The 19,370-nt window shown below is 60.1% G+C and carries 16 protein-coding genes; 9 read left to right on the top strand and 7 right to left on the bottom strand.

Annotation, left to right across the window (positions count from 1 at the left end; genetic code table 11):
* Positions 1-2: 2 nt before the first annotated feature.
* The 4 genes from AC3IUE_RS23285 (at position 3) to AC3IUE_RS23270 (ending at position 3,607) form a co-directional block, all read left to right on the top strand.
* On the top strand, positions 3-686 hold the full coding sequence (locus tag AC3IUE_RS23285; RefSeq protein WP_046057124.1) for an isochorismatase family protein: 684 nt from the start codon (positions 3-5) through the stop codon (positions 684-686).
* A 56-nt stretch (positions 687-742) separates the two neighbouring features.
* Entirely contained in the window at positions 743-1,369 is a 627-nt protein-coding gene (gene ycaC, locus AC3IUE_RS23280) for an isochorismate family cysteine hydrolase YcaC (protein ID WP_033061120.1), read from the top strand.
* Positions 1,370-1,560: 191 nt separating this feature from the next.
* Positions 1,561-3,003 carry a mechanosensitive ion channel domain-containing protein gene (locus tag AC3IUE_RS23275; RefSeq protein WP_489263880.1) on the top strand — a complete coding sequence of 481 codons (1,443 nt, stop codon included), beginning with the start codon at positions 1,561-1,563 and terminating at the stop codon, positions 3,001-3,003.
* Between the two features lie 163 nt (positions 3,004-3,166).
* Positions 3,167-3,607 carry a carboxymuconolactone decarboxylase family protein gene (locus AC3IUE_RS23270; RefSeq protein ID WP_489263879.1) on the top strand — a complete coding sequence of 147 codons (441 nt, stop codon included), beginning with the start codon at positions 3,167-3,169 and terminating at the stop codon, positions 3,605-3,607.
* On the opposite strand, the gene AC3IUE_RS23265 is transcribed toward AC3IUE_RS23270, so the two are convergent.
* The 4 genes from AC3IUE_RS23265 to AC3IUE_RS23250 form a co-directional block, all read right to left on the bottom strand.
* Complete coding sequence (locus AC3IUE_RS23265) at positions 3,608-5,200, bottom strand: DHA2 family efflux MFS transporter permease subunit (protein ID WP_489263878.1); 1,593 nt, start codon at positions 5,198-5,200, stop codon at positions 3,608-3,610. It abuts the gene before it with no gap.
* Positions 5,197-6,318 (bottom strand): HlyD family secretion protein, encoded by a 1,122-nt coding sequence (locus AC3IUE_RS23260; RefSeq protein WP_489263877.1) that lies wholly within the window; start codon positions 6,316-6,318, stop codon positions 5,197-5,199. The genes AC3IUE_RS23265 and AC3IUE_RS23260 overlap by 4 nt, the downstream gene beginning before the upstream one ends.
* A gap of 230 nt (positions 6,319-6,548) precedes the next feature.
* Complete coding sequence (locus AC3IUE_RS23255; RefSeq protein ID WP_489263876.1) at positions 6,549-7,484, bottom strand: choline ABC transporter substrate-binding protein; 936 nt, start codon at positions 7,482-7,484, stop codon at positions 6,549-6,551.
* Between the two features lie 25 nt (positions 7,485-7,509).
* Positions 7,510-8,976: an aldehyde dehydrogenase family protein gene (locus AC3IUE_RS23250; RefSeq protein WP_489263875.1), complete on the bottom strand. Its 1,467-nt coding sequence runs from the start codon at positions 8,974-8,976 to the stop codon at positions 7,510-7,512.
* A gap of 204 nt (positions 8,977-9,180) precedes the next feature.
* Here AC3IUE_RS23250 and AC3IUE_RS23245 point away from each other — a divergent pair, with 204 nt between their 5' ends.
* Entirely contained in the window at positions 9,181-9,909 is a 729-nt protein-coding gene (locus AC3IUE_RS23245) for a class II aldolase and adducin N-terminal domain-containing protein (protein ID WP_489263874.1), read from the top strand.
* A gap of 2 nt (positions 9,910-9,911) precedes the next feature.
* Here the strand turns inward: AC3IUE_RS23245 and AC3IUE_RS23240 are convergent, their stop codons facing one another.
* From AC3IUE_RS23240 to AC3IUE_RS23230, 3 genes are read right to left on the bottom strand one after another with little or no spacing between them, the layout of a single operon-like run.
* Complete coding sequence (locus tag AC3IUE_RS23240) at positions 9,912-10,985, bottom strand: GlxA family transcriptional regulator (protein WP_489263873.1); 1,074 nt, start codon at positions 10,983-10,985, stop codon at positions 9,912-9,914.
* A gap of 22 nt (positions 10,986-11,007) precedes the next feature.
* Entirely contained in the window at positions 11,008-12,669 is a 1,662-nt protein-coding gene (locus tag AC3IUE_RS23235; RefSeq protein WP_489263871.1) for a choline dehydrogenase, read from the bottom strand.
* Between the two features lie 28 nt (positions 12,670-12,697).
* Positions 12,698-13,867 carry an aromatic ring-hydroxylating oxygenase subunit alpha gene (locus AC3IUE_RS23230; RefSeq protein WP_489263870.1) on the bottom strand — a complete coding sequence of 390 codons (1,170 nt, stop codon included), beginning with the start codon at positions 13,865-13,867 and terminating at the stop codon, positions 12,698-12,700.
* Positions 13,868-14,166: 299 nt separating this feature from the next.
* On the opposite strand from AC3IUE_RS23230, the gene queC reads away from it, so the two are divergent.
* The 4 genes from queC (at position 14,167) to AC3IUE_RS23210 (ending at position 19,312) form a co-directional block, all read left to right on the top strand.
* Complete coding sequence (gene queC / locus AC3IUE_RS23225) at positions 14,167-14,856, top strand: 7-cyano-7-deazaguanine synthase QueC (RefSeq protein ID WP_489263868.1); 690 nt, start codon at positions 14,167-14,169, stop codon at positions 14,854-14,856.
* 410 nt (positions 14,857-15,266) lie between these two features.
* A complete protein-coding gene (locus AC3IUE_RS23220; protein ID WP_461999360.1) occupies positions 15,267-15,767 on the top strand; it encodes a sigma-70 family RNA polymerase sigma factor in 501 nt (166 codons plus the stop codon).
* Between the two features lie 40 nt (positions 15,768-15,807).
* Positions 15,808-16,791 carry a FecR family protein gene (locus AC3IUE_RS23215; protein WP_489263867.1) on the top strand — a complete coding sequence of 328 codons (984 nt, stop codon included), beginning with the start codon at positions 15,808-15,810 and terminating at the stop codon, positions 16,789-16,791.
* 97 nt (positions 16,792-16,888) lie between these two features.
* A complete protein-coding gene (locus tag AC3IUE_RS23210; RefSeq protein ID WP_489263866.1) occupies positions 16,889-19,312 on the top strand; it encodes a TonB-dependent siderophore receptor in 2,424 nt (807 codons plus the stop codon).
* Positions 19,313-19,370 lie beyond the last annotated feature (58 nt).

Genomic DNA, 19,370 nt, shown 5'->3' with positions numbered 1-19,370 from the left:
ACATGAATACCGTCAACGCGGCCAACTTCAATGGCCAGAAACCGACCATCGATCCCAACGACAGCGCGATGCTGTTGATCGACCACCAGAGCGGATTGTTCCAGATCGTCAAGGACATGGACGTGCCGCAACTGCGCGCCAATGCCATTGCCCTGGCCAAAGCCGCGACTCTGCTGAAGATGCCGGTGATTACCACCGCCTCCGTTCCGCAAGGGCCGAACGGGCCGTTGATTCCGGAGATTCACGAGGCAGCACCGCACGCTCAATACGTGGCACGCAAAGGTGAAATCAACGCCTGGGACAATGCTGAGTTTCACGCGGCAGTAAAAGCGACCGGCAAGAAAACCCTGGTGATCGCCGGCACCCTGACCAGCGTTTGCCTGGCGTTCCCGTCCATCGCGGCGGTGCATGAAGGCTACAAAGTGTTTGCGGTGGTCGACGCTTCCGGCAACCACTCGAAACTGGCCACTGATCTGACAATTGCCCGATTGACGCAAGCCGGGGTGGTGCCTATCGACATCATGGCTACGCTCTCTGAGCTGCAAGGCTCGTGGAACCGTCCGGATGCCGAGCAGTGGGCGGCCGTCTACGCCCAGGCCATGCCGCATTATCAATTGCTGATCGAGAGCTATCTCAAGGCTCAGCAAGTGGCGAACGAACACGAAGTGCTGGACTCCCAGCGCTAACCGGGTACCCCACGCCGACTTCCACTCGGCATCGATAAAAAGCGAGGATTACTCCCATGACTACCTCTTACAAACGTCTCGACAAGGATAACGCCGCCGTTCTGTTGGTTGATCACCAGGCGGGTCTGCTTTCTCTGGTGCGCGACATCGAACCGGACCGTTTCAAGAACAACGTGTTGGCCCTGGCTGACCTGGCCAAGTACTTCAAGTTGCCGACCATTCTCACCACCAGTTTCGAAACCGGCCCCAACGGCCCGCTGGTGCCCGAGCTCAAGGCGCTGTTCCCGGACGCGCCGTACATCGCCCGTCCCGGCCAGATCAATGCCTGGGACAACGAAGACTTCGTCAAGGCGATCAAGGCCACCGGCAAGAAACAACTGATCATCGCCGGCGTGGTGACCGAAGTATGCGTGGCGTTCCCGGCGCTGTCGGCACTGGCTGAAGGCTTCGAGGTGTTCGTGGTGACTGACGCTTCCGGCACCTTCAACGAACTGACCCGTCAATCGGCCTGGGACCGCATGTCGGCCTCCGGCGCACAGTTGATGACCTGGTTCGGCCTGGCCTGTGAGCTGCATCGCGACTGGCGCAACGACGTGGAAGGCTTGGGCACCTTGTTCTCCAACCACATCCCGGACTATCGCAACCTGTTTACCAGCTACAACGCGCTGACTAACAGCAAGTAACCCCTGACAACATAGATCCCCCTGTGGGAGCGAGCTTGCTCGCGATTACGGTCTGCCAGTCACCATCAATGGTGACTGGCATGGCCTCATCGCGAGCAGGCTCGCTCCCACATTGGTTTTGCATCAAACACTCCTACAATGTGGCCAATGTGTGCGATCTTCCGATCATTGACCTTCGCTGGAGTTGCTTGATGCTGTCACTGCTTACCGATCACCCATTGATCTGCGCGATGGCTTTGATCCTTATCGATCTTGGGCTGTGGCGCCTGCTCAGTGCCAATGGCAGCCAATGGAAAATGGTCGTGCGGCTGGTGATTTTTTCGTTGTTCAGTGTCCTGCTGTTCAACGAAGGCCTGAACCCCATGGAGACGGCGCCCTGGCCCGACAACGTCCCGCTGCACCTGGCGGCCACCGGTTTGCAGATCGGCTGGTGGCTGTTCGGTGCGCGCACCCTGACGGTGCTGATCGGCGCGGTGATGATGCAACGGGTCGGGCACACCGGGCGCTTGCTCCAGGATTTGCTCGGCGCGGTGATTTTCCTGATCGCGATCATCGCCGCCCTTGCGTATGTACTCGATCTGCCGGTCAAAGGCGTGCTGGCGACCTCCGGCGCATTGGCGATCATCGTCGGCCTGGCTTTGCAAAGTACCCTCAGCGACGTGTTCTCCGGGATCGTCCTCAACACCACCAAGCCCTATCAACTGGATGACTGGATCTCGATCGACGGCACCGAAGGTCGAGTCACCGATATCGACTGGCGCGCGACGCGCCTGCAAACGGCCCAGGGCAGCATGGCGGTGATCCCCAACTCCCTGGCGGCCAAGGCCAAGATCATCAATTTCAGCCGGCCCAGTGACATTTTTGGCGTGTCCATCAGCTTGCAATTGAGCCCGCATGCGCGTCCGCAAACGGTGATCGACGCGCTGGAACGGGCGATGCAAGGATGCCGTTATTTGTTGATCAAACCGGCACCGTGTGTAGCGTTGAAAGGCTCCAGTGCCACTGGAGTGGAATACGAAATCAGTGGTTTTGTGGTCTCCATGGATCAGAAACGCATGGTCCGTAATCTGCTGTTCGACCTGGCGTACCGGCACTTGCAGGCCAGCGGCGTCAGCCTGTTGTCGAACGTCGAACCGAACGCACCCGCCAACCTGTCGCGGCCACGGGCATTGCTGGATGCGTCGAACATTTTCTCGACCCTGCGTCAGGAAGAGAAAGAAACCTTCAGCCAGAACATGACCCTGCAAAACTTCCGCGCCGGTGAAATGATCCTGCCAGCGGGGGAGGTCAGCGATCATTTGTTCATCATCGAATCCGGAGTCGTCTCGGTGGAGCTGAGCCGTGGCGGGGTCAAGTTCGAGTCCGGGCGAATGGGCCCGGGTGAGGTAATCGGCGAGGGCGGGATTTTGTCCGACACGGCGCTACCGGCGGACTTCAGCGCCAAGACATTCTGCAGCTTGTACCGGATCGAGAAGGAATACCTCAAACCGTGTCTGGATGCGCGGCATGACATCAGCGAAGCGATGAAGGCGTTGCTGGATTTCCGCTTGAACAAGGCTCAGACGTTGACTCAGGAAGCGCCTAGGGTTGTGCAGAAGAAGGGATTTTTGCAGTGGCTGCGCAATCGAGCGTAGGGGCTTGAAGGTCGTTGGAGCGGGTGTGGCAAAGGCATTTCGGATGAGGACGACATGGGCAGGAGGCACCCCATTGGCATCCTCATCTTCCCAATAATTGGCTATTTGCTGCAGATCAGTGCGGGATTAACGTAGCTCCACACCCTTTTGACTGGAGCCCACCATGCAACCGCGTATTGATTTCTACACTGCTTCCCCAGATGCACTCAAAGCCATGATCGCGCTGGAAACCGCTGTGTCGAAGCTGCCTCTGGAAAAAACGTTGATTGAACTGGTCAAGCTGCGCACCTCGCAAATTAACGGCTGCGCCTTCTGCCTGGATATGCACAGCGCCGATGCCCGCAAGGGCGGTGAAGACGAGCGCCGTCTGTACACACTGTCGGCCTGGCGTGAAACGCCGTTCTTCACTCCGCGTGAACGCGCGGCGCTGGCGTGGACCGAATCCCTGACGCTGCTGAGCCAGACCCACGCGCCGGATGAGGACTACGAACTGGCGGCGTCCGAGTTCAGCCCAAAGGAAATGGTCGACCTGACCGTGGCGATCACCACCATCAACGCCTGGAACCGCCTGGCGGTAGGTTTCCGCAAAATGCCTCAAGCCTGATCAATGAGCGTCTGCTGACGGCGCGGCCGGTGGTTTCACTTTGCGCATCAAGGGCACCATCGCCGTGGCAAGGATGAAGCAGACCATGATCATCAGGAACGCGTCGCCGTAGGTTTGTGTCTGCGCTTCGCGGTAGGTCAGCAGCCAGAGCTGATGCAGGCTGGCGGTGACGCCCGCGTCACCGCTTTGACCGAGGGCGGCGAAGTTGTTGCCGACCTGGGACAGCCATTGGTTGAGTGCTTCATTGGTGCTGTTGAGGTTTTCCGCCAGCCGGGTGAAGTGCAGGTTGGTGCGGTCATTCAGAATGGTCGCGCACGCGGCGATGCCGATGGCGCCACCCAGGTTTCGCATCAGGTTGAATAACCCCGAAGCATGTTTGAGCCGCGCCGGTGCCAGACCACCCAAGGTCAACGTCACCGCCGGCGGCACCGCCAGTTGCTGGGCAATCCCGCGCAGTGCTTGCGGCAACATCAATTCCTTAGCCCCCCAGTCATGGGTGATCGGGCTGAAATCCCACATCGACAACGCGAACAACCCAAGTCCGGTCATCATGATCCAGCGCAGATCAATGCGGTTGGCCAGAAAGGCGTACAGCGGAATCGCCATGATCTGGAACACCCCGGTGGAGAAAACCGCCAGACCAATGTCCAGCGCACCGTAGCCACGCACCCGGCCGAGAAACAGCGGCGTCAGGTAAATGGTGGCGAACAGGCCGATCCCGGTGACGAACGAAAAGAAACAGCCAAGGGCGAAGTTGCGGTCTTTCAAGGCGCGCAAATCGACGACCGGGTTGGCGACATGCAGGGTTCGACCGATGAACGCCAGGCCAGCCAGTCCGCTGATCCATGCCGTGGTCAGAATCGTGCTGTCGCTGAACCAGTTCCAGCGCGGGCCTTCTTCGAGGGTGTATTCCAGGCAACCGAGAAACAGCGCCATGAACACCATGCTCAAGTAGTCGGCGCCCTTGAGCAGCGACAGTTCCGGCTGGTCGATTTTCACCAGCATCGGCACCGCCACCGCGACGAAGATCCCCGGCACCAGGTTGATGTAGAACAGCCAGTGCCACGAGGACACATCGGTAATCCAGCCGCCGATTACCGGCCCCAGGGTCGGTGCCAATGAGGCCACCGCGCCGATGGTTGCGGCGGCGATTACCCGTTGCTTGCCGGTGAAGAAAAAGAACGCGGTGGTGAACACCAGCGGGATCATCGAACCGCCGAGAAACCCTTGCAGGGCGCGGAACGCGATCATGCTCTGAATGTTCCAGGCCGCGCCGCAGAGCAGGCTGGCCAGGGTGAAACCCACCGCTGAAGCGCAGAACAGCCAACGCGTCGAGAACACTCGGGAGAGCCAGCCGGACAGCGGGATCACGATGATTTCGGCGATCAGATAGCTGGTTTGCACCCACGCCGTTTCATCGGTGCCCGCCGAGAGTCCACCGCCGATATCACGCAACGACGCCGAGACGATCTGGATATCCAGCAGCGCGATGAACATGCCGATGCACATGCTGGCGAAGGCGAACACCTTGGTCGCCGTCGCCATGTTCGCGGCGTTGAACGGCTGTGCGGGAGCGGCGAGGGCGCGGCTCATGGTGCGCTGGCCACGGCCGGGGTTGCAGGTTCCTTGCGAGTGTCCACTTCAGCGGTGACCGACAGGCCCGGACGCAGATGGCCGAGCACGCCATCGGCCGGATCAAGCACGATGCGCACCGGCACCCGCTGAACGATTTTGGTGAAGTTGCCCGTAGCGTTTTCCGGCGGCAGCACGCTGAACTGCGAGCCACTGGCCGGCGCGAGACTGTCCAGATGACCGTGGAATTCCTGCCCCGAGAGCACGTCGGCATGAATGATCACCCGTTGCCCTGGGGTCATCCGCGCCAGTTGATCTTCCTTGAAATTGGCATCGACCCACAGCCCGCTGGCCGGTACCACCGACAGCAGTTGCGAACCGGCCTGAGCATAAGCGCCGACCCGCGCCCGGCGATTGCCGATCACGCCGTCTACCGGGGCCTTCAGTTCGGTGTAACCCACGTTCAACTGCGCCAGATCACGTTCGGCGCGTGCCTGCATCAGTGCGGCGCGGGCTTGTTGTTTCTGGGTTGCGATCACGTTCAGCTGACGTTGGGACGCCAGCAGTTCAGCCTGAGCCCGGGCGCTGAGGGCTTGGGCGGTCTTGAAGGTGGCGTTGGCGCGTTGGGCGCTTTCCACTGAGACGGCATTGCTGCCGACCAGTTTTTTGTAGCGAGCATCATCATCCCGGGAGCGGGCGGTTTCGGCGCCGGCGGCATCGATCCCGGCGCGGGCCTGGCCGATCACCGCGTGTTGCAATTCTTCGGTGGCATCAAGGTTGGCGAGCAGCGCTTCTTCGGCGGCCACCGCACCTTCGGCCTTGGCGAGATTGGCGCGGTAATCGCGGGAGTCGAGGCGAATCAGCACGTCACCGGCCTTGACCTTCTGGTTGTCGGTGACCAGCACTTCTTCGATGTAACCGGCCACCTTCGGCCCGATCACCGTCACATCGCCGCCGATGTAGGCGTCGTCGGTCTCTTCGATGAAACGGCCGGCGGTCCACCAGTGAGTCGCGTACAGCCCGGCGAACACCAGGCCAGCGATGACCGCAGCGAGCAAGATCAACCGTTTGAGCAGGGGAGGCTTGGGTGTGCTCACCGGGACAGCAAGGTCGGTTTCAAGGCTGGGCATGCTGGTCATGGAGATTACCTGTGGGAAACGAGTGTTTATTACGTGTGTAATATGACGCAGGTAATATTTTGTGGCAATTGATTTTTGCTGCCGGTCGTCAGTTACCCGAATGGTTCAGTCGATAAAGATGTTTGCCTGATAAGACGCCTTCGCGGGCAAGCCTCGCTCCTACAAGGACCATACAAATCCTGTAGGAGCGAGGCTTGCCCGCGAAGAACGATGACGCGCAGGTGGGATTGTTATTGGCTCGCCAACTTCGCCCCGGCCACCTTCACCCCATCCTGCCCATCCCGACTGCTCACCCCCACCAACCACGCTTCCAATACCGCCGGGTTGGCCTTGAGCCAGGCTTTTGCTGCCGTCCGCGGTTTCTGGTTCTGGTTCAACACGGCGTCCATCAACTGGTTCTCCATGGCCAGTGTGAACTCCATGTTCTGCAGCAATTTACCGACGTTGCTGCACTCTTTGAGGTAGTCCTTGCGCACATTGGTGTAAACCGTGGCCTGGCCAAAATTTGGCCCGAAGTACTCATCGCCGCCGCTGAGGTACTTCATCTTGTTGCGGGTGTTCATCGGGTGCGGTTCCCAGCCGAGGAACACCATCCATTCGTTTTTGCGGGTGGCGCGTTTGAGTTGCGAGAGCATCGCCGCTTCGCTGGATTCGACGATTTTGAAGTCCTTCAAGCCGAAGGCGTTCTTGTCGATCATGCTCTGGATCAGGCGGTTGCCGTCGTTACCCGGTTCGATGCCGTAGAGCTGGCCGTTGAGTGTGTCCTTGAATCTGGCGATGTCGGCAAAGTCGTGCAACCCGGCGTCGTACACATAATCGGGCACCGCCAGGGTGTACTTGGCGCCGTGCAGGTTGGCGCGTACGGTTTCCACGGTACCGGCGTCGCGGTAAGGCTTGATGTCGTTTTCGGTGGTGGGCATCCAGTTACCGAGGAACACGTCGAGCTCTTTGCCGGATGACAGTGCGCGATAGGTCACAGGAATCGACAGCAGGGTGGTTTTGGTTTTGTAACCCAGCGACTCCAGCACTTCGCTGGCAATGGCCGTGGTCACGGTGATGTCGGTCCAGCCGACATCGGAAAAACGCACCGTGGCACAGGACTCCGGTTCCGCTGCCTGGGCCAACAGCGGCAAGGTGATGGACGCAAGCAAGAGCAAGGCTTTCATGGGGGCGACTCCTCGAAGGTAAACGTCAGACCCCGAACCAGTTCAGAGGCGCGGGTTCGGTGTTGAGGTAGATGTGCTTGAGTTCGGTGAACTCATCCAGCCCGGCCCGCGACAGTTCGCGGCCGATGCCGCTGGACTTGTAGCCACCCCACGGCGCCTGTGGAAACGCCGCGTTGTAGTCATTGACCCACAAGGTGCCAACCCGCAACCGCTTGGCCATGCGGTAAGCCTTGCCGATGTCTTGGGTCCAGACCCCGGCGGCCAGACCGTAGGGTGTGTCATTGGCCAGTTGCAGCGCCTGGGCTTCGCCGCTGAAACGCTCGACGGTGATCACCGGACCGAAGACTTCCTCCTGGGCGATTCGCATCTCGGCCGTGACGTTGCCCAGCAAGGTTGGCCGCAGCCAGAAGCCACGTTCGAACTGCTCGGGAATCGTCCCGCCGGCCAGCAAGGTCGCGCCTTGTTCGACGGCACCGGCAATCATCGTGAGGATCTGGTCGCGCTGGCCAGCAGAAATCAGCGGACCCATTTGTGTGAGCGGGTCGAGGCCATCGCCCAGACGGATATTCAGAATTCGTCGCTGCAAGGCCTCGACAAATCGATCGTGAATCCCGTCCTCCACCAGCAACCGGGAACCGGCGGAACAGATTTGCCCGGCATTGAAAAACACCGCGTTCAGCGCCTGATCCAGCGCCACTTCAAAGTCGGCATCGGCGAACACGATGTTCGGATTCTTGCCGCCCAGTTCCAGCGCCACACGTTTGAAATTGCCGGTGGCCGCACGCATCACCTTGCCGCCGGCACCGGCGCCACCGGTTAGCGACACCAGGTCCACTTCATCGCTGGCCGCGAGCAATTCACCGACGTCACCCGGACCGCAGAGCAGGTTGAACACGCCGGCCGGAAGGTCTGCTTCGGCGAGTAACTCGGTCAAGCGATGGGCCGTCATCGGCGTCAGGCTGCTGGGTTTGAACACCACGGTGTTGCCAGCGGCCAGGGCCGGGGCGATCTTCCATACCGCTTGCAGCAGCGGGTAATTCCACGGAGCGATCAAGGCACACACGCCCACCGGTTCACGCTGGTTGAAGCTGATGACATGGGCCGGGGCATGGCTGTTGACGCTGGCACTTTCGGTTTCCAGCAGCGCCGCGTAATAGCGAAACGTGGCGACCACATTGCCAACGTCGCTGAGGCTTTCACCCAGGGTTTTGCCGGCGTTGAGGGTTTCCAGGCGGGCGAGGTTTTCGGCGTCCCTTTCGATCAAACCGGCGATCCGCTGCATCAGTTGCGCACGCTCGGTCACCCGCATCGTCGGCCACGGCCCCTCATCGAATGCCCGGCGTGCGGCACTGATCGCCAACTGCGCATCGACAGCCCCGGCCACGGCCACTTGCGTCAGCACGTCTTCGGTTGCGGGGTTGATGACGTCGCGGTAGCGCGCCGCCTGTGGTGCCTGCCAACGGCCTGCGATGAACAAGGGAATCTGAGGCATTTGCGTCTCCAGCCAAGTGGGTCGTGGTGCTCACTATGGCGGCGTCGGCAACGCTGCTATTGATCAAACACGGCATAACCACGCCGTTTTTCCACGGCTTCCCGGCTGCGAGATAACGGCAGTCAATGTCGTTTCCCGTCAAGTGCGCGCAAGGCGTCTCTCTACACTGCCAAGCATCCGGTTAAACGAACTGTGGGGGACGCAATGAATCAACCTGTCGAGCAACTGAGAATCCGCCTGGCCTGCGCCTTTCGCTGGGCGGCGCGGCTGAACCTGCATGAGTCCATCGCCAATCACTTCAGCGTGGCGGTGTCGGGTGACGGTCGGGAATTTTTGATCAATCCGTATGGCAAGCATTTCTCACGGATCAAGGCCAGCGACCTGCTGCTGGTGAATGCCGATGACCCCGCGAGCCTGGATCGCCCGGACGCGCCGGACATCACCGCATGGGCCTTGCACAGCGCCTTGCATCGCAACCAGCCGCACGCCCGTTGCATCCTGCATACCCACTCCAAATACGCGACGGCGCTGGCCTGCCTGACGGATTCGCGGTTGCCGCCGATCGAGCAGAACGCCATGCGATTTTTTGAGCGGGTGGTTATCGACGACGGATTCGATGGCATGGGCTTGGGAGACGAAGCCGAGCGCGTCAGTCATCTTCTGGGAGACAAACCGATTCTGCTGATGGGCAACCACGGCCTGCTGGTCGCGGCGCCGACCATCGCCCAGGCGTTCGATGATCTGTACTACTTCGAACGGGCCTGCGAGACGTACATCACCGCGCTTTCCACCGGTCGCGAGTTGCGCATCGCCAGTGATGAAATCGCCCGCAAGACCTGCCGGCAATGGCTCGACTATCCGGGCTTCGCCGACAAACATTTCAACGCGTTGATGGACATTCTGGATGAAGAAGAGCCGGGCTATCGACTGTGAGATCAATCCGCCTCGGCCGGCCGGTGTTCCTTGCGCAGCGGCTGGCGCATCACCGGGGCGGTCCAGACCTGGCTGCGGTCCTCGCTGGGCGGGCAACCGAAGCGGGCGCGGTAGGTGCGGGAAAAGTGCTCCAGCGAACCAAACCCTGAACACGCCGCCACTTGCGCCACGCTCAAGCGAGTTTGCTGTAGCAGGCTGTGGGCCTTGGCCAACCGCAAAGTGATGTAGTACTTGAGCGGCGACAGGCCGGTCTGATGCTTGAACTGCCGCTCCAGTTGTCGCCGCGAAAGGCCGACCTGGCTGGCAATTGCCTCGCAGTCGAGCGGTTCTTCCAGCGCCTTTTCCATCAACTGCACCGCACGACGAATCTTGCTGCCATACGGGCCGGTGTTGGTCAGGCCGCCATCGAGTTGATTGTCCGCCGGCGCACGTACTTGGCCCATCAGCAGGTGCATGCCGATTTCCCGCGACAGATCGCTGTCGATGCTTTGGCCGATCCAGCCGAGCAGCATGTCGAGCGTCGTCGTTGCGCCGGCGCAAGTCATGCGCTGACGCTCAAGCGTATAGAGCTGCGGCTTGGCGTGAACGCGGGGATAGCTCTCCTGAAAGCCCTGAAGATTGTCCCAGTGCACCGCGGCTTCATAGCCGTCGAGCACGCCGGCGGCCGCGAGTAATTCAGTGCCGGTTTCCACGCCCATCAACACCGCGCCGAACAACGCCTGTTTGCGCAGCCAGCTTTTGAGCGCCAGGTTGCGGCTGTGTTTATGCACATCGAAACTGGCGATCACCAGGCACACATCGAAACCCTGATCGGCGCGCAGACCCTCGTTGGCCACGGTCGTCAGGCCATTGCTGGCCTGCACCGGTTCACCGTCCAGCGATAACAGCGTCCATTCGAAGAGCTGCCTTTGGGTCAGCCAATTGGCAATGGCCAACGGTTCCAGCACCGCGGCTAACCCGAAGTTGGAAAACGACGGCAACAGCAGCACCGCCACCCGCAACGGCGTGACATCGCCGCGCCGCCAGGTGAAGCGGGTTTCGGGGGGCGCTGCGTTGTCGGACGGTTGATTGCTCATGCGTCATCTCTGCGTTCAAACATCATCGTTGCCGTGTCTGCCACTGCGGATGAATCCACACCGGCGCATCAGAGGGCGGCAGGGGGATCAATCCACGAATCATGTCGCTGGCCTTTTCAGCGATCATCACCGTTGGCGCATTGGTGTTGCCGCTGACGATCACCGGCATGATCGAGGCGTCCACCACCCGCAAGCCAACGAGGCCATGCACCTGCAGCTGCGGATCGACCACCGCTTCCGGATCAATGGCCGGTCCCATCTTGCAGGTGCCGCTGGCATGGTAACCGGTTTCCGTGACCTGCCTGGCCCAGGCATCCAGCGCTTCATCGCTCTGCGCGTCGGGGCCCGGGACCAATTCTTCACCTTTGAACGCGGCCATGGCCGGTTGCTCGATAATCTCGCGCACCAACCGTGCACCGGCGCGCATGTCAGTTTGGTCCTGCTCGGTTTTCAGGTAATTGAACAGGATGCGCGGTGGCTGTCGAGGGTCGGCGCTGTTCAACGTGACGCTGCCCAGGCTGGTGGGGCGCATCAGGTCGATATGGATCTGGAATGCATGACCTGGCACCAGGTCGACGCTGCCCGGTTGGACGGCCAGCGGCATGAAGGTCAGTTGCAAATCAGGATGCTCGACGCCGGCCCGGGAACGGATGAACGCGCCGGCTTCGAAATGATTACTCGCCGCCAATCCGTCGTGGGTCGCGAACCAGCGTGCGCCGATCCACCACTTGCCCGGCGCGGTGGTCCACGGATACAGCGACACCGGTTTTTTGCACAGGTACTGCACGACGGTGTCCGGATGGTCGTTGAGCCGCCGGCCAACACCGGGCAGGTCATGTTTCACCGTGATCCCCAGATCGCGCAATTCGGCCGCGGGACCCACGCCCGAGAGCAACAATAACTGCGGCGAATTGATCGCTCCAGCGGTCAGTAATACTTCGCGTCGGGCGTGAGCGTTATGAATCTCGCCGTTCTGCTCGTATTCGACCCCGACAGCGCGATTGCCGTCGAACAGGATGCGCAACGCCAACGCGTCGGTGGCCACCCGAATATTGCCCCGAGCCAGCGCCTCGCTCAGATAACCCCGCGAAGTGCTCCAGCGCCGCCCGGCGCGAGTGGTGCGATCCACTGGCCCGAAAGCTTCCTGTCGATAGCCGTTCAAGTCGCTGCTCAATCCATACCCGGCCTCGGCGCCGGCGGCCAAAAATGCCGCACACAACGGCGTCTGCGTATCGCCCGGTGTGACGTGCAAATGCCCCGTCGCCCCTCGGTAATCATCGGCGCCGTCGGCGTGGGTTTGCGCTCGCTTGAAGTACGGCAGCACCTCCTGATAACTCCAGCCGTCACATCCTTGATCGGCCCAACCGTCGTAATCCCGGGCATGGCCACGGATGTAGACCATGCCGTTGATCGACGACGAGCCGCCCAGCGTCCGACCTCGTGGTGTGCCGATCCGGCGTCCATCCAGATGTGGTTCCGGCTCGGAGCTGTAGCTCCAGTTGAAGCGCGTACCGCCGACCACGATCCCTACGGCGGAGGGCATGTCGATGGTCCAGCTCTTGTCGGCTGGACCGGCTTCCAGCACTAAAATCTGCACCGACGGGTCTTCACCCAAACGGTTGGCCAACACGCAGCCCGCAGACCCGGCGCCCACAATCAGGTAATCAAACTCATGATCGGCCATGGTTCGCTGTGCTCCACTTAAAGAAAATTCAGACTGCGGACGGCCCGTGAATACCGTTGAAAACCAGGCGATGAAAGTGGTGCACCAGGTGCTCGCTTTCATTGCTGCGCTGGGCGTCGATCATGTAGCGACCCTGGTCGTAGCCCAGAGAATGCAGGCCTTTCTGCACCGAGATGTTCAACGCGATGTCTTCCGGTCCCAAATCCTCATTCATCCACTTCATGCAGGACGCGGTGACCGCAGCGGTCTCGGAGTTGGTGGCGTAGTAACCAAAGCGCAGCAGCGAGCGCTCGGCGTCTAGCGGAATCATGATGAACGAGCCGAGAAACTCCGAGAACGGGAAGGTATAGAAGGTGTTGTTCGGCCACATGCCGATGTTGAAAAAGCATTCGTTGGGGTTCACCTGGCTTTTCAGGGGGACCCCATAGGCTTCGGTCACCGAGAGGTTGGCCGGGGCGACGTAGGTCCACCAGTTGTCGCGTTTGGTCAACTGATAGCCTTTGAAGTCGATCAGCTTGGCGAGGTCGATATGGCACGGCCCGGACAACTTGAAGTGATAGCCCTCGATGGAGTTGTCCATGATTACCTTCCAGTTGGCAGGCACGATCACGTCCTGCTCCTCGATCAGGCGCATGTTCGCAAGGTCCGGAAACACTCGACGCATTTCCTCATCGGCACCGGGGAACAGGTCCCGCAACGACGGCGCGGCCGGGTCAAGATTGAAGTAGATGAACCCGCCCAGTTCTTCGGTGCGGATCTGCGGAATGTTGAACTGCTGCAACTCGAAGTTCTTCATCTTTTCGCAACGCGGCGCACTGCGCAGGCTGCCATCCATCTCGTAGCACCACGAGTGATAGGCGCAGCGGACAACGCCGCCAGTAGTGCCGCGACGCTCTTCAAGCAAGCGGTTGCCGCGATGCTGGCAAACGTTGTGGAACGCATGGATCTGGCCCTGACGATTCTTCGCCACCACCACGCTCTGGTCGAACAGATCTGTGACCACGTACTGCCCCGGCTCGGCGAACTCGCTGACGTGTCCGGCGACGTGCCAGGCGTGCATGAAAATGTTATCGCGTTCGGCCTTGAACAGGGTCTCGTCGAAGAAGTAACGCGAGGGCAGGGTGAAGGCCTCTTCCGGGTCCTGATGGTCCCAACCGTCGACGGGGCTTTGCTGTTTGCGGGTTTGGAAACTTTGCATGGGGTGATCTCCACAGTGACTGGCCGCACGGCACGGCTGCTTGTTCTGGGCGTTAATCTAGGGCGCGGGGAGGCGGTGGGATTGATGGATTGCGACCAGTTGATGGGAGAAATCATCAAGCGCTTGAAGCGGGTCATCAGTGGTGACTGTTTGGAAAACCCCGCGGGAATCCAGCATAGAAATGACACAAACGGAAATCGGAGACGGTCATTTCGGAAACCTCCCACACCCTGAGTTTGAGCTTCCCGGTAGGGTCAACGGCCCCGGCACCCTGCCGAGCCCCCAAGGAAGAACGAACCATGACCAGAAAAGCCGTTATCGTTTTCAGCGGCGGACAAGACTCAACCACCTGCTTGATCCACTCATTGCCGATGTACGATGAAATTCATTGCATTACGTTTGATTATGGCCAGCGCCATCGTGCGGAAATCGAAGTGGCGCAACAGCTTTCAAAACAGCTTGGCGTGAAGGTGCACAAAGTATTAGACACTTCATTGTTGAGCGAACTGGCCATTAGCAGCTTGACGCGCGACCACATTCCAATTGCAAGGAGTACGGGGAACGGCGTGCCTGATACGTTCGTGCCTGGCAGGAATATTCTGTTTTTAACGTTGGCTTCTATTTATGCCTATCAAGTGGGGGCTGAAGCTGTCATCACAGGTGTGTGTGAAACAGAGAGCTCTGGTTATCCTGATTGTGGCGATGAGTTTGTTAAGGTGTTGAACAGCGCCATTCACTTGGGCATGGACTATAAGATTCGAATCGAGACGCCGCTTATGCGGCTGAACAAAGCTGAGACTTGGGCTTTGGCCGATTACCACAAGCAGCTGGATTTGATTCGTTACCACACATTGACTTGCTATAACGGCGTAACGGGAAGTGGATGCGCCGACTGTGATGCATGTGCTCTTCGTGCAAAAGGATTGAGTGAGTTTTTGGAGAATAGAGCAGAGGTTGTTCACAGTCTAAAAATTAAATTAGAACTATAGGAAGTAATGCACATAGGGGGAGAGGCGATTAGCAGCTAATTCACACTCCCTAGCTGGTGACTTCACTGCGCGATGGCTGTGATTTGATGGATGTCGTCGGACGACGATTGCAGGTGCGGGTTTCAGTGCAGGAAAACAGGTAGTGCCGATCAATTAAGCCGCAACACGATCTGTAGCAGCTGGCGAAGCCTGCGTTCGGCTGCGTAGCAGTCGTAAAACCTGAGTTTGCGGTCGTCCTGAAACACCGCATCATCTGATTTCACGACTGCTACACAGCCGAACGCAGGCTTCGCCAGCTTCTACGGTACGTGTTGTTCCTTAACGGGTCGGCTCCTACGGGTTCTTAATCCCGTTGCTTCCAGTTAATAGGAAGCATTACTATTCACGTCTCGTCTTCACAGCACACCACAATGACCCCCAAGCTGCCCCGCAGACACGGCTTTTTCGAGCATTACGAAGAGTTGGTCGGGACCTGGACCCGTCGCCTGAGAAATCGTCAGCAGGCCGAGGACCTGGCCCACGACACCTTCGTGAAGGTGCTTGAGTCCGATTCGGCGACGGTTGCACAACCTCGGGCGTACTTGCACCAGACCGCGCGCAACATCGCGGTGGATGGTTATCGGCGGGAGGATCGGCGGGGCGCCATGGAGTCGGAGGCGGTTGATCACAGTGTGTCGTCGTCCGGCGACCCGGAGCATTTCATGCAGGCGATCCAGTTGGCTGACTCCATCGAACGGGCGCTCACCGAGCTGCCGGTCAACTGCCGCAAAGTGTTTGTCTGGCAGAAGATCGAAGGCCTGACCCAGGCCGAAATCGCCGAACGCCTGGGTCTGTCCAAGAACATGGTGGAAAAGTATATGATCCGCACGCTGCGGCATCTGCGCGACCGCCTTGACGGATTGCAGCCATGATCGGCGGTGCCTTCTCATCCCCAGCCAAACAGGAACTTCCATGATGGATACTCGTGATTGTGCGTGCGGGCAAACAACGGTTCGCGACGAGGCGGCGCGATGGTTTGTGCGTTTGCAGGAACCTACGGTGAATGCCGAAGAGTCACGGCATTTCGACGCCTGGCTGGACGAACACCCTCAGCATCGCGACGAATTCCAGTTGCTCCAGGGCTTGTGGTCGGCGGCGGATTTGCTGCCGGCGGCGCGTCTGCAAGCCTTGTGTGAAACCCCGCCGGCCCGTAACAAACGTCGCCCGCTGGTACGTTATGCAGTGGCCGCCAGTGTGTTGGCCGTCGCGCTCGGGTTGGGGTTGTTCAGCGGTTTGAATCACCCGGCAATCTACACCGCGGAATTTTCCACGGCCCTGGGCGAGCGACGTCATGTGGCGTTGCCGGACGGTTCGGTGATCGACCTGAACAGCCGCAGCCGCGTTCAGGTGCGTTATGAAAACGACCGCCGCAGCATCGAGTTGACGCAGGGCGAAGCGATGTTCAGCGTCGAGCATGACACCCGTCGGCCCTTCGTGGTCGAGGCGGGCAGCGGTAAGGTGACGGTCACCGGCACCCGTTTTGATGTGCGCCGTGACACCACCCAAACCCGGGTCGTGGTGGAGCAGGGCACCGTCAAGGTTCAGAGCAGCACCGCGGCGGACAGCGATTTCATCAGCCTCACGGCCGGCCTCGGTACGCACATCGATGCCCAAGGCAAAGTGGCCGCTGCCTACGCGGTCAACCCTGCCGAGCTGACTGCCTGGCGCAGCGGCAAACTGGTGTTCAACAACGCCAGACTCAGCGATGTCGCCGAGGAAGTCTCGCGCTATCGGGCGAAACCGCTCACCGTCGATAACGACAAAGTGGGCAATCTGCGCCTGACCAGCGTGTTCAAATCCGATAACACCGACGCACTGCTCAAGATCTTGCCGAACATTCTGCCGGTGGCCGTGCGCACCCTCGATGACGGCAGTCAGGAAATAATTTCAAAATAAATTCAGGTTTTTTTCGAGTTGATCGTCTTCCTGTCCAACTGCAACTGGTTTGCATTAACAAGCGCACACTCTTGCGATCCACAGGACTACGTTCGACGTGAAAGAATCCACCGCTAAAAACAACAAATCACCTTGGTTGCGCCTCGCTCTCGCCCTGGCTGTCACTGCGGCGCTGCCCCAGGCCTTTGCCGCCGACGCGATTCGCATCCCGGCGCAACCCCTGGGGCAGGCCCTGAGTGAACTGGGCCAGCAAACCTCGCTGCAGGTGTTCTTCAGCCCTGAGCTGGTTGCCGGCAAACAGGCCCCGGCGGTGGACGGCAACCTTTCGCCAGAAGACGCGTTGCGCCAACTGCTGCAAGGCAGCGGTCTGCAATACCAGATCGACGAAGGTTCGGTCACGTTGATGCCGGCGCCGACGTCTGCTGCAAACGGCCCTTTGGAATTGGGCGTGACCGACATCAAAGTGGTTGGCAACTGGCTTGGTGACGCCGATGCCGCCGTGGTGCAGAACCACCCCGGCGCGCGTACGGTGATTCGCCGCGAGGCGATGGTCGAGCAGGGCGCGATGAACGTCGGCGACGTGCTGAAGCGCGTACCCGGTGTGCAAGTGCAGGACGCCAACGGCACCGGCGGCAGCGACATCTCCCTGAACGTCGGCGTGCGCGGCCTGACTTCGCGCATGTCGCCACGCTCCACCGTGCTGATTGACGGCGTGCCGGCAGCGTTTGCCCCGTACGGCCAGCCGCAGTTGTCCATGGCACCGATTTCTTCCGGCAACCTCGACAGCATCGACGTGGTTCGCGGCGCCGGCTCCGTGCGTTATGGGCCGCAGAACGTCGGTGGCGTGATCAACTTCGTCACTCGCGCGATTCCGGAGAAAGCCACCGGTGAAATCGGCAGCACCCTGGAAACCTCCCAACACGGTGGCTGGAAGCACATCGACACGGTGTTTCTCGGCGGCACCGCGGACAACGGCATCGGCATGGCGTTGCTGTACTCGGGTGTGAACGGCAACGGTTACCGTGAACGCAACAACGGCAACGACATCGACGACGTGATCCTCAAGACCCACTGGGCACCCACCGATGTGGACGATTTCAGCCTCAACTTCCACTACTACGACGCCAGCGCCGACATGCCCGGTGGCCTGACCCAGGCGCAGTACGACGCCGATCCGTTTCAGTCCGATCGCAACAACGACAACTTCAGTGGCCGCCGCAAGGACGTCTCGTTCAAGTGGGCACGGCAGATCGACGACCGCACCCAGGCCGAAGTGCTGACCTACTATTCCGACAGCTTCCGTGGCAGCAACATCGCCGCTCGCGATCAGAAAACCCTCGGCTCGTTCCCGCGGACTTACTACACCTTCGGGATTGAACCGCGGGTCTCCCGTGTGTTCGATGTCGGCCCGACCACCCAGGAAGTCAGTGTCGGTTATCGCTACCTCAAGGAAGGCATGCACGAAGAGGCGAGCCGCTTGGCGCTGGTCAACAACGAGCCGGTCGCGACCAAGAGCTCCGACGGCCATGTCTATCAGGACCGCACCGGTGGTACTGAAGCCAACTCGGTGTACGTCGATAACAAAATCGACGTCGGTAACTGGACCATCACCCCCGGCATCCGCTTTGAACACATCAGCACCGATTGGCACGATCGCCCGGTGCTCGACACCGCTGGCAAACCGGTGCTGGAAAAGAACCGCAGCATCGAAAGCAACGAGCCACTGCCGGCCCTGAGCGTGATGTATCACGTGTCGGAGGAGTGGAAGCTGTTCGCCAACTACGAAACCTCGTTTGGCAGCCTGCAGTATTTCCAGCTCGGCCAGGGTGGCGCGGGTGACAACACCGCCAATGGCCTGGAACCGGAAAAGGCCAAGACCTACGAGGTCGGCACGCGCTACAACAATGATGTGTGGGGTGGCGAAGTGACGCTGTTCTACATCGACTTCGATAAAGAGCTGCAATACATCAGCAACGATGCGGGCTGGACCAACCTCGGCGCGACCACGCACCAGGGCCTCGAAGCCTCGGTGCACTACGACATGGCGGCGCTGGACCCACGGCTGGACGGCCTGACCGCCAATGCCGGCTTCACTTACACCCGCGCCGTTTATGAAGGCGAGATCCCGGGCTTCAAGGGGCGTGACCTGCCGTTCTACTCACGTCAGGTGGCGACTGCCGGCCTGCGTTACGACATCAACCGCTGGACTTACAACCTCGATGCCTTTGCCCAGTCCAAGCAGCGTTCGCCGGGCGTGGCGGTGAACGCTGATGGCAGTTTCAGCGGCAACTACATCACCGAAGGCACCGCGGACGGCCAGTACGGCGACATCCCGGGTTACGTCACCTGGAACGTGCGCGGCGGTTATGACTTCGGCGCGACGCTTTCAAACCTGAAAGTCGGCGCCGGGGTGAAGAACATTTTCGACAAGCAGTACTTCACTCGTTCCAGCGACAACAACTCGGGGATGTACGTGGGTGCGCCGCGCACGTTCTTTGTGCAGGCTAGCGTCGGTTTCTGATAGACCGGGGTGACTTCATCGCGAGCAGGCTCGCTCCCACACTTGATCGGCGTCGAAC

Source organism: Pseudomonas sp. GL_093 (assembly GCF_057837605.1).
This window is presented reverse-complemented; position numbering and strand designations above follow the sequence as displayed.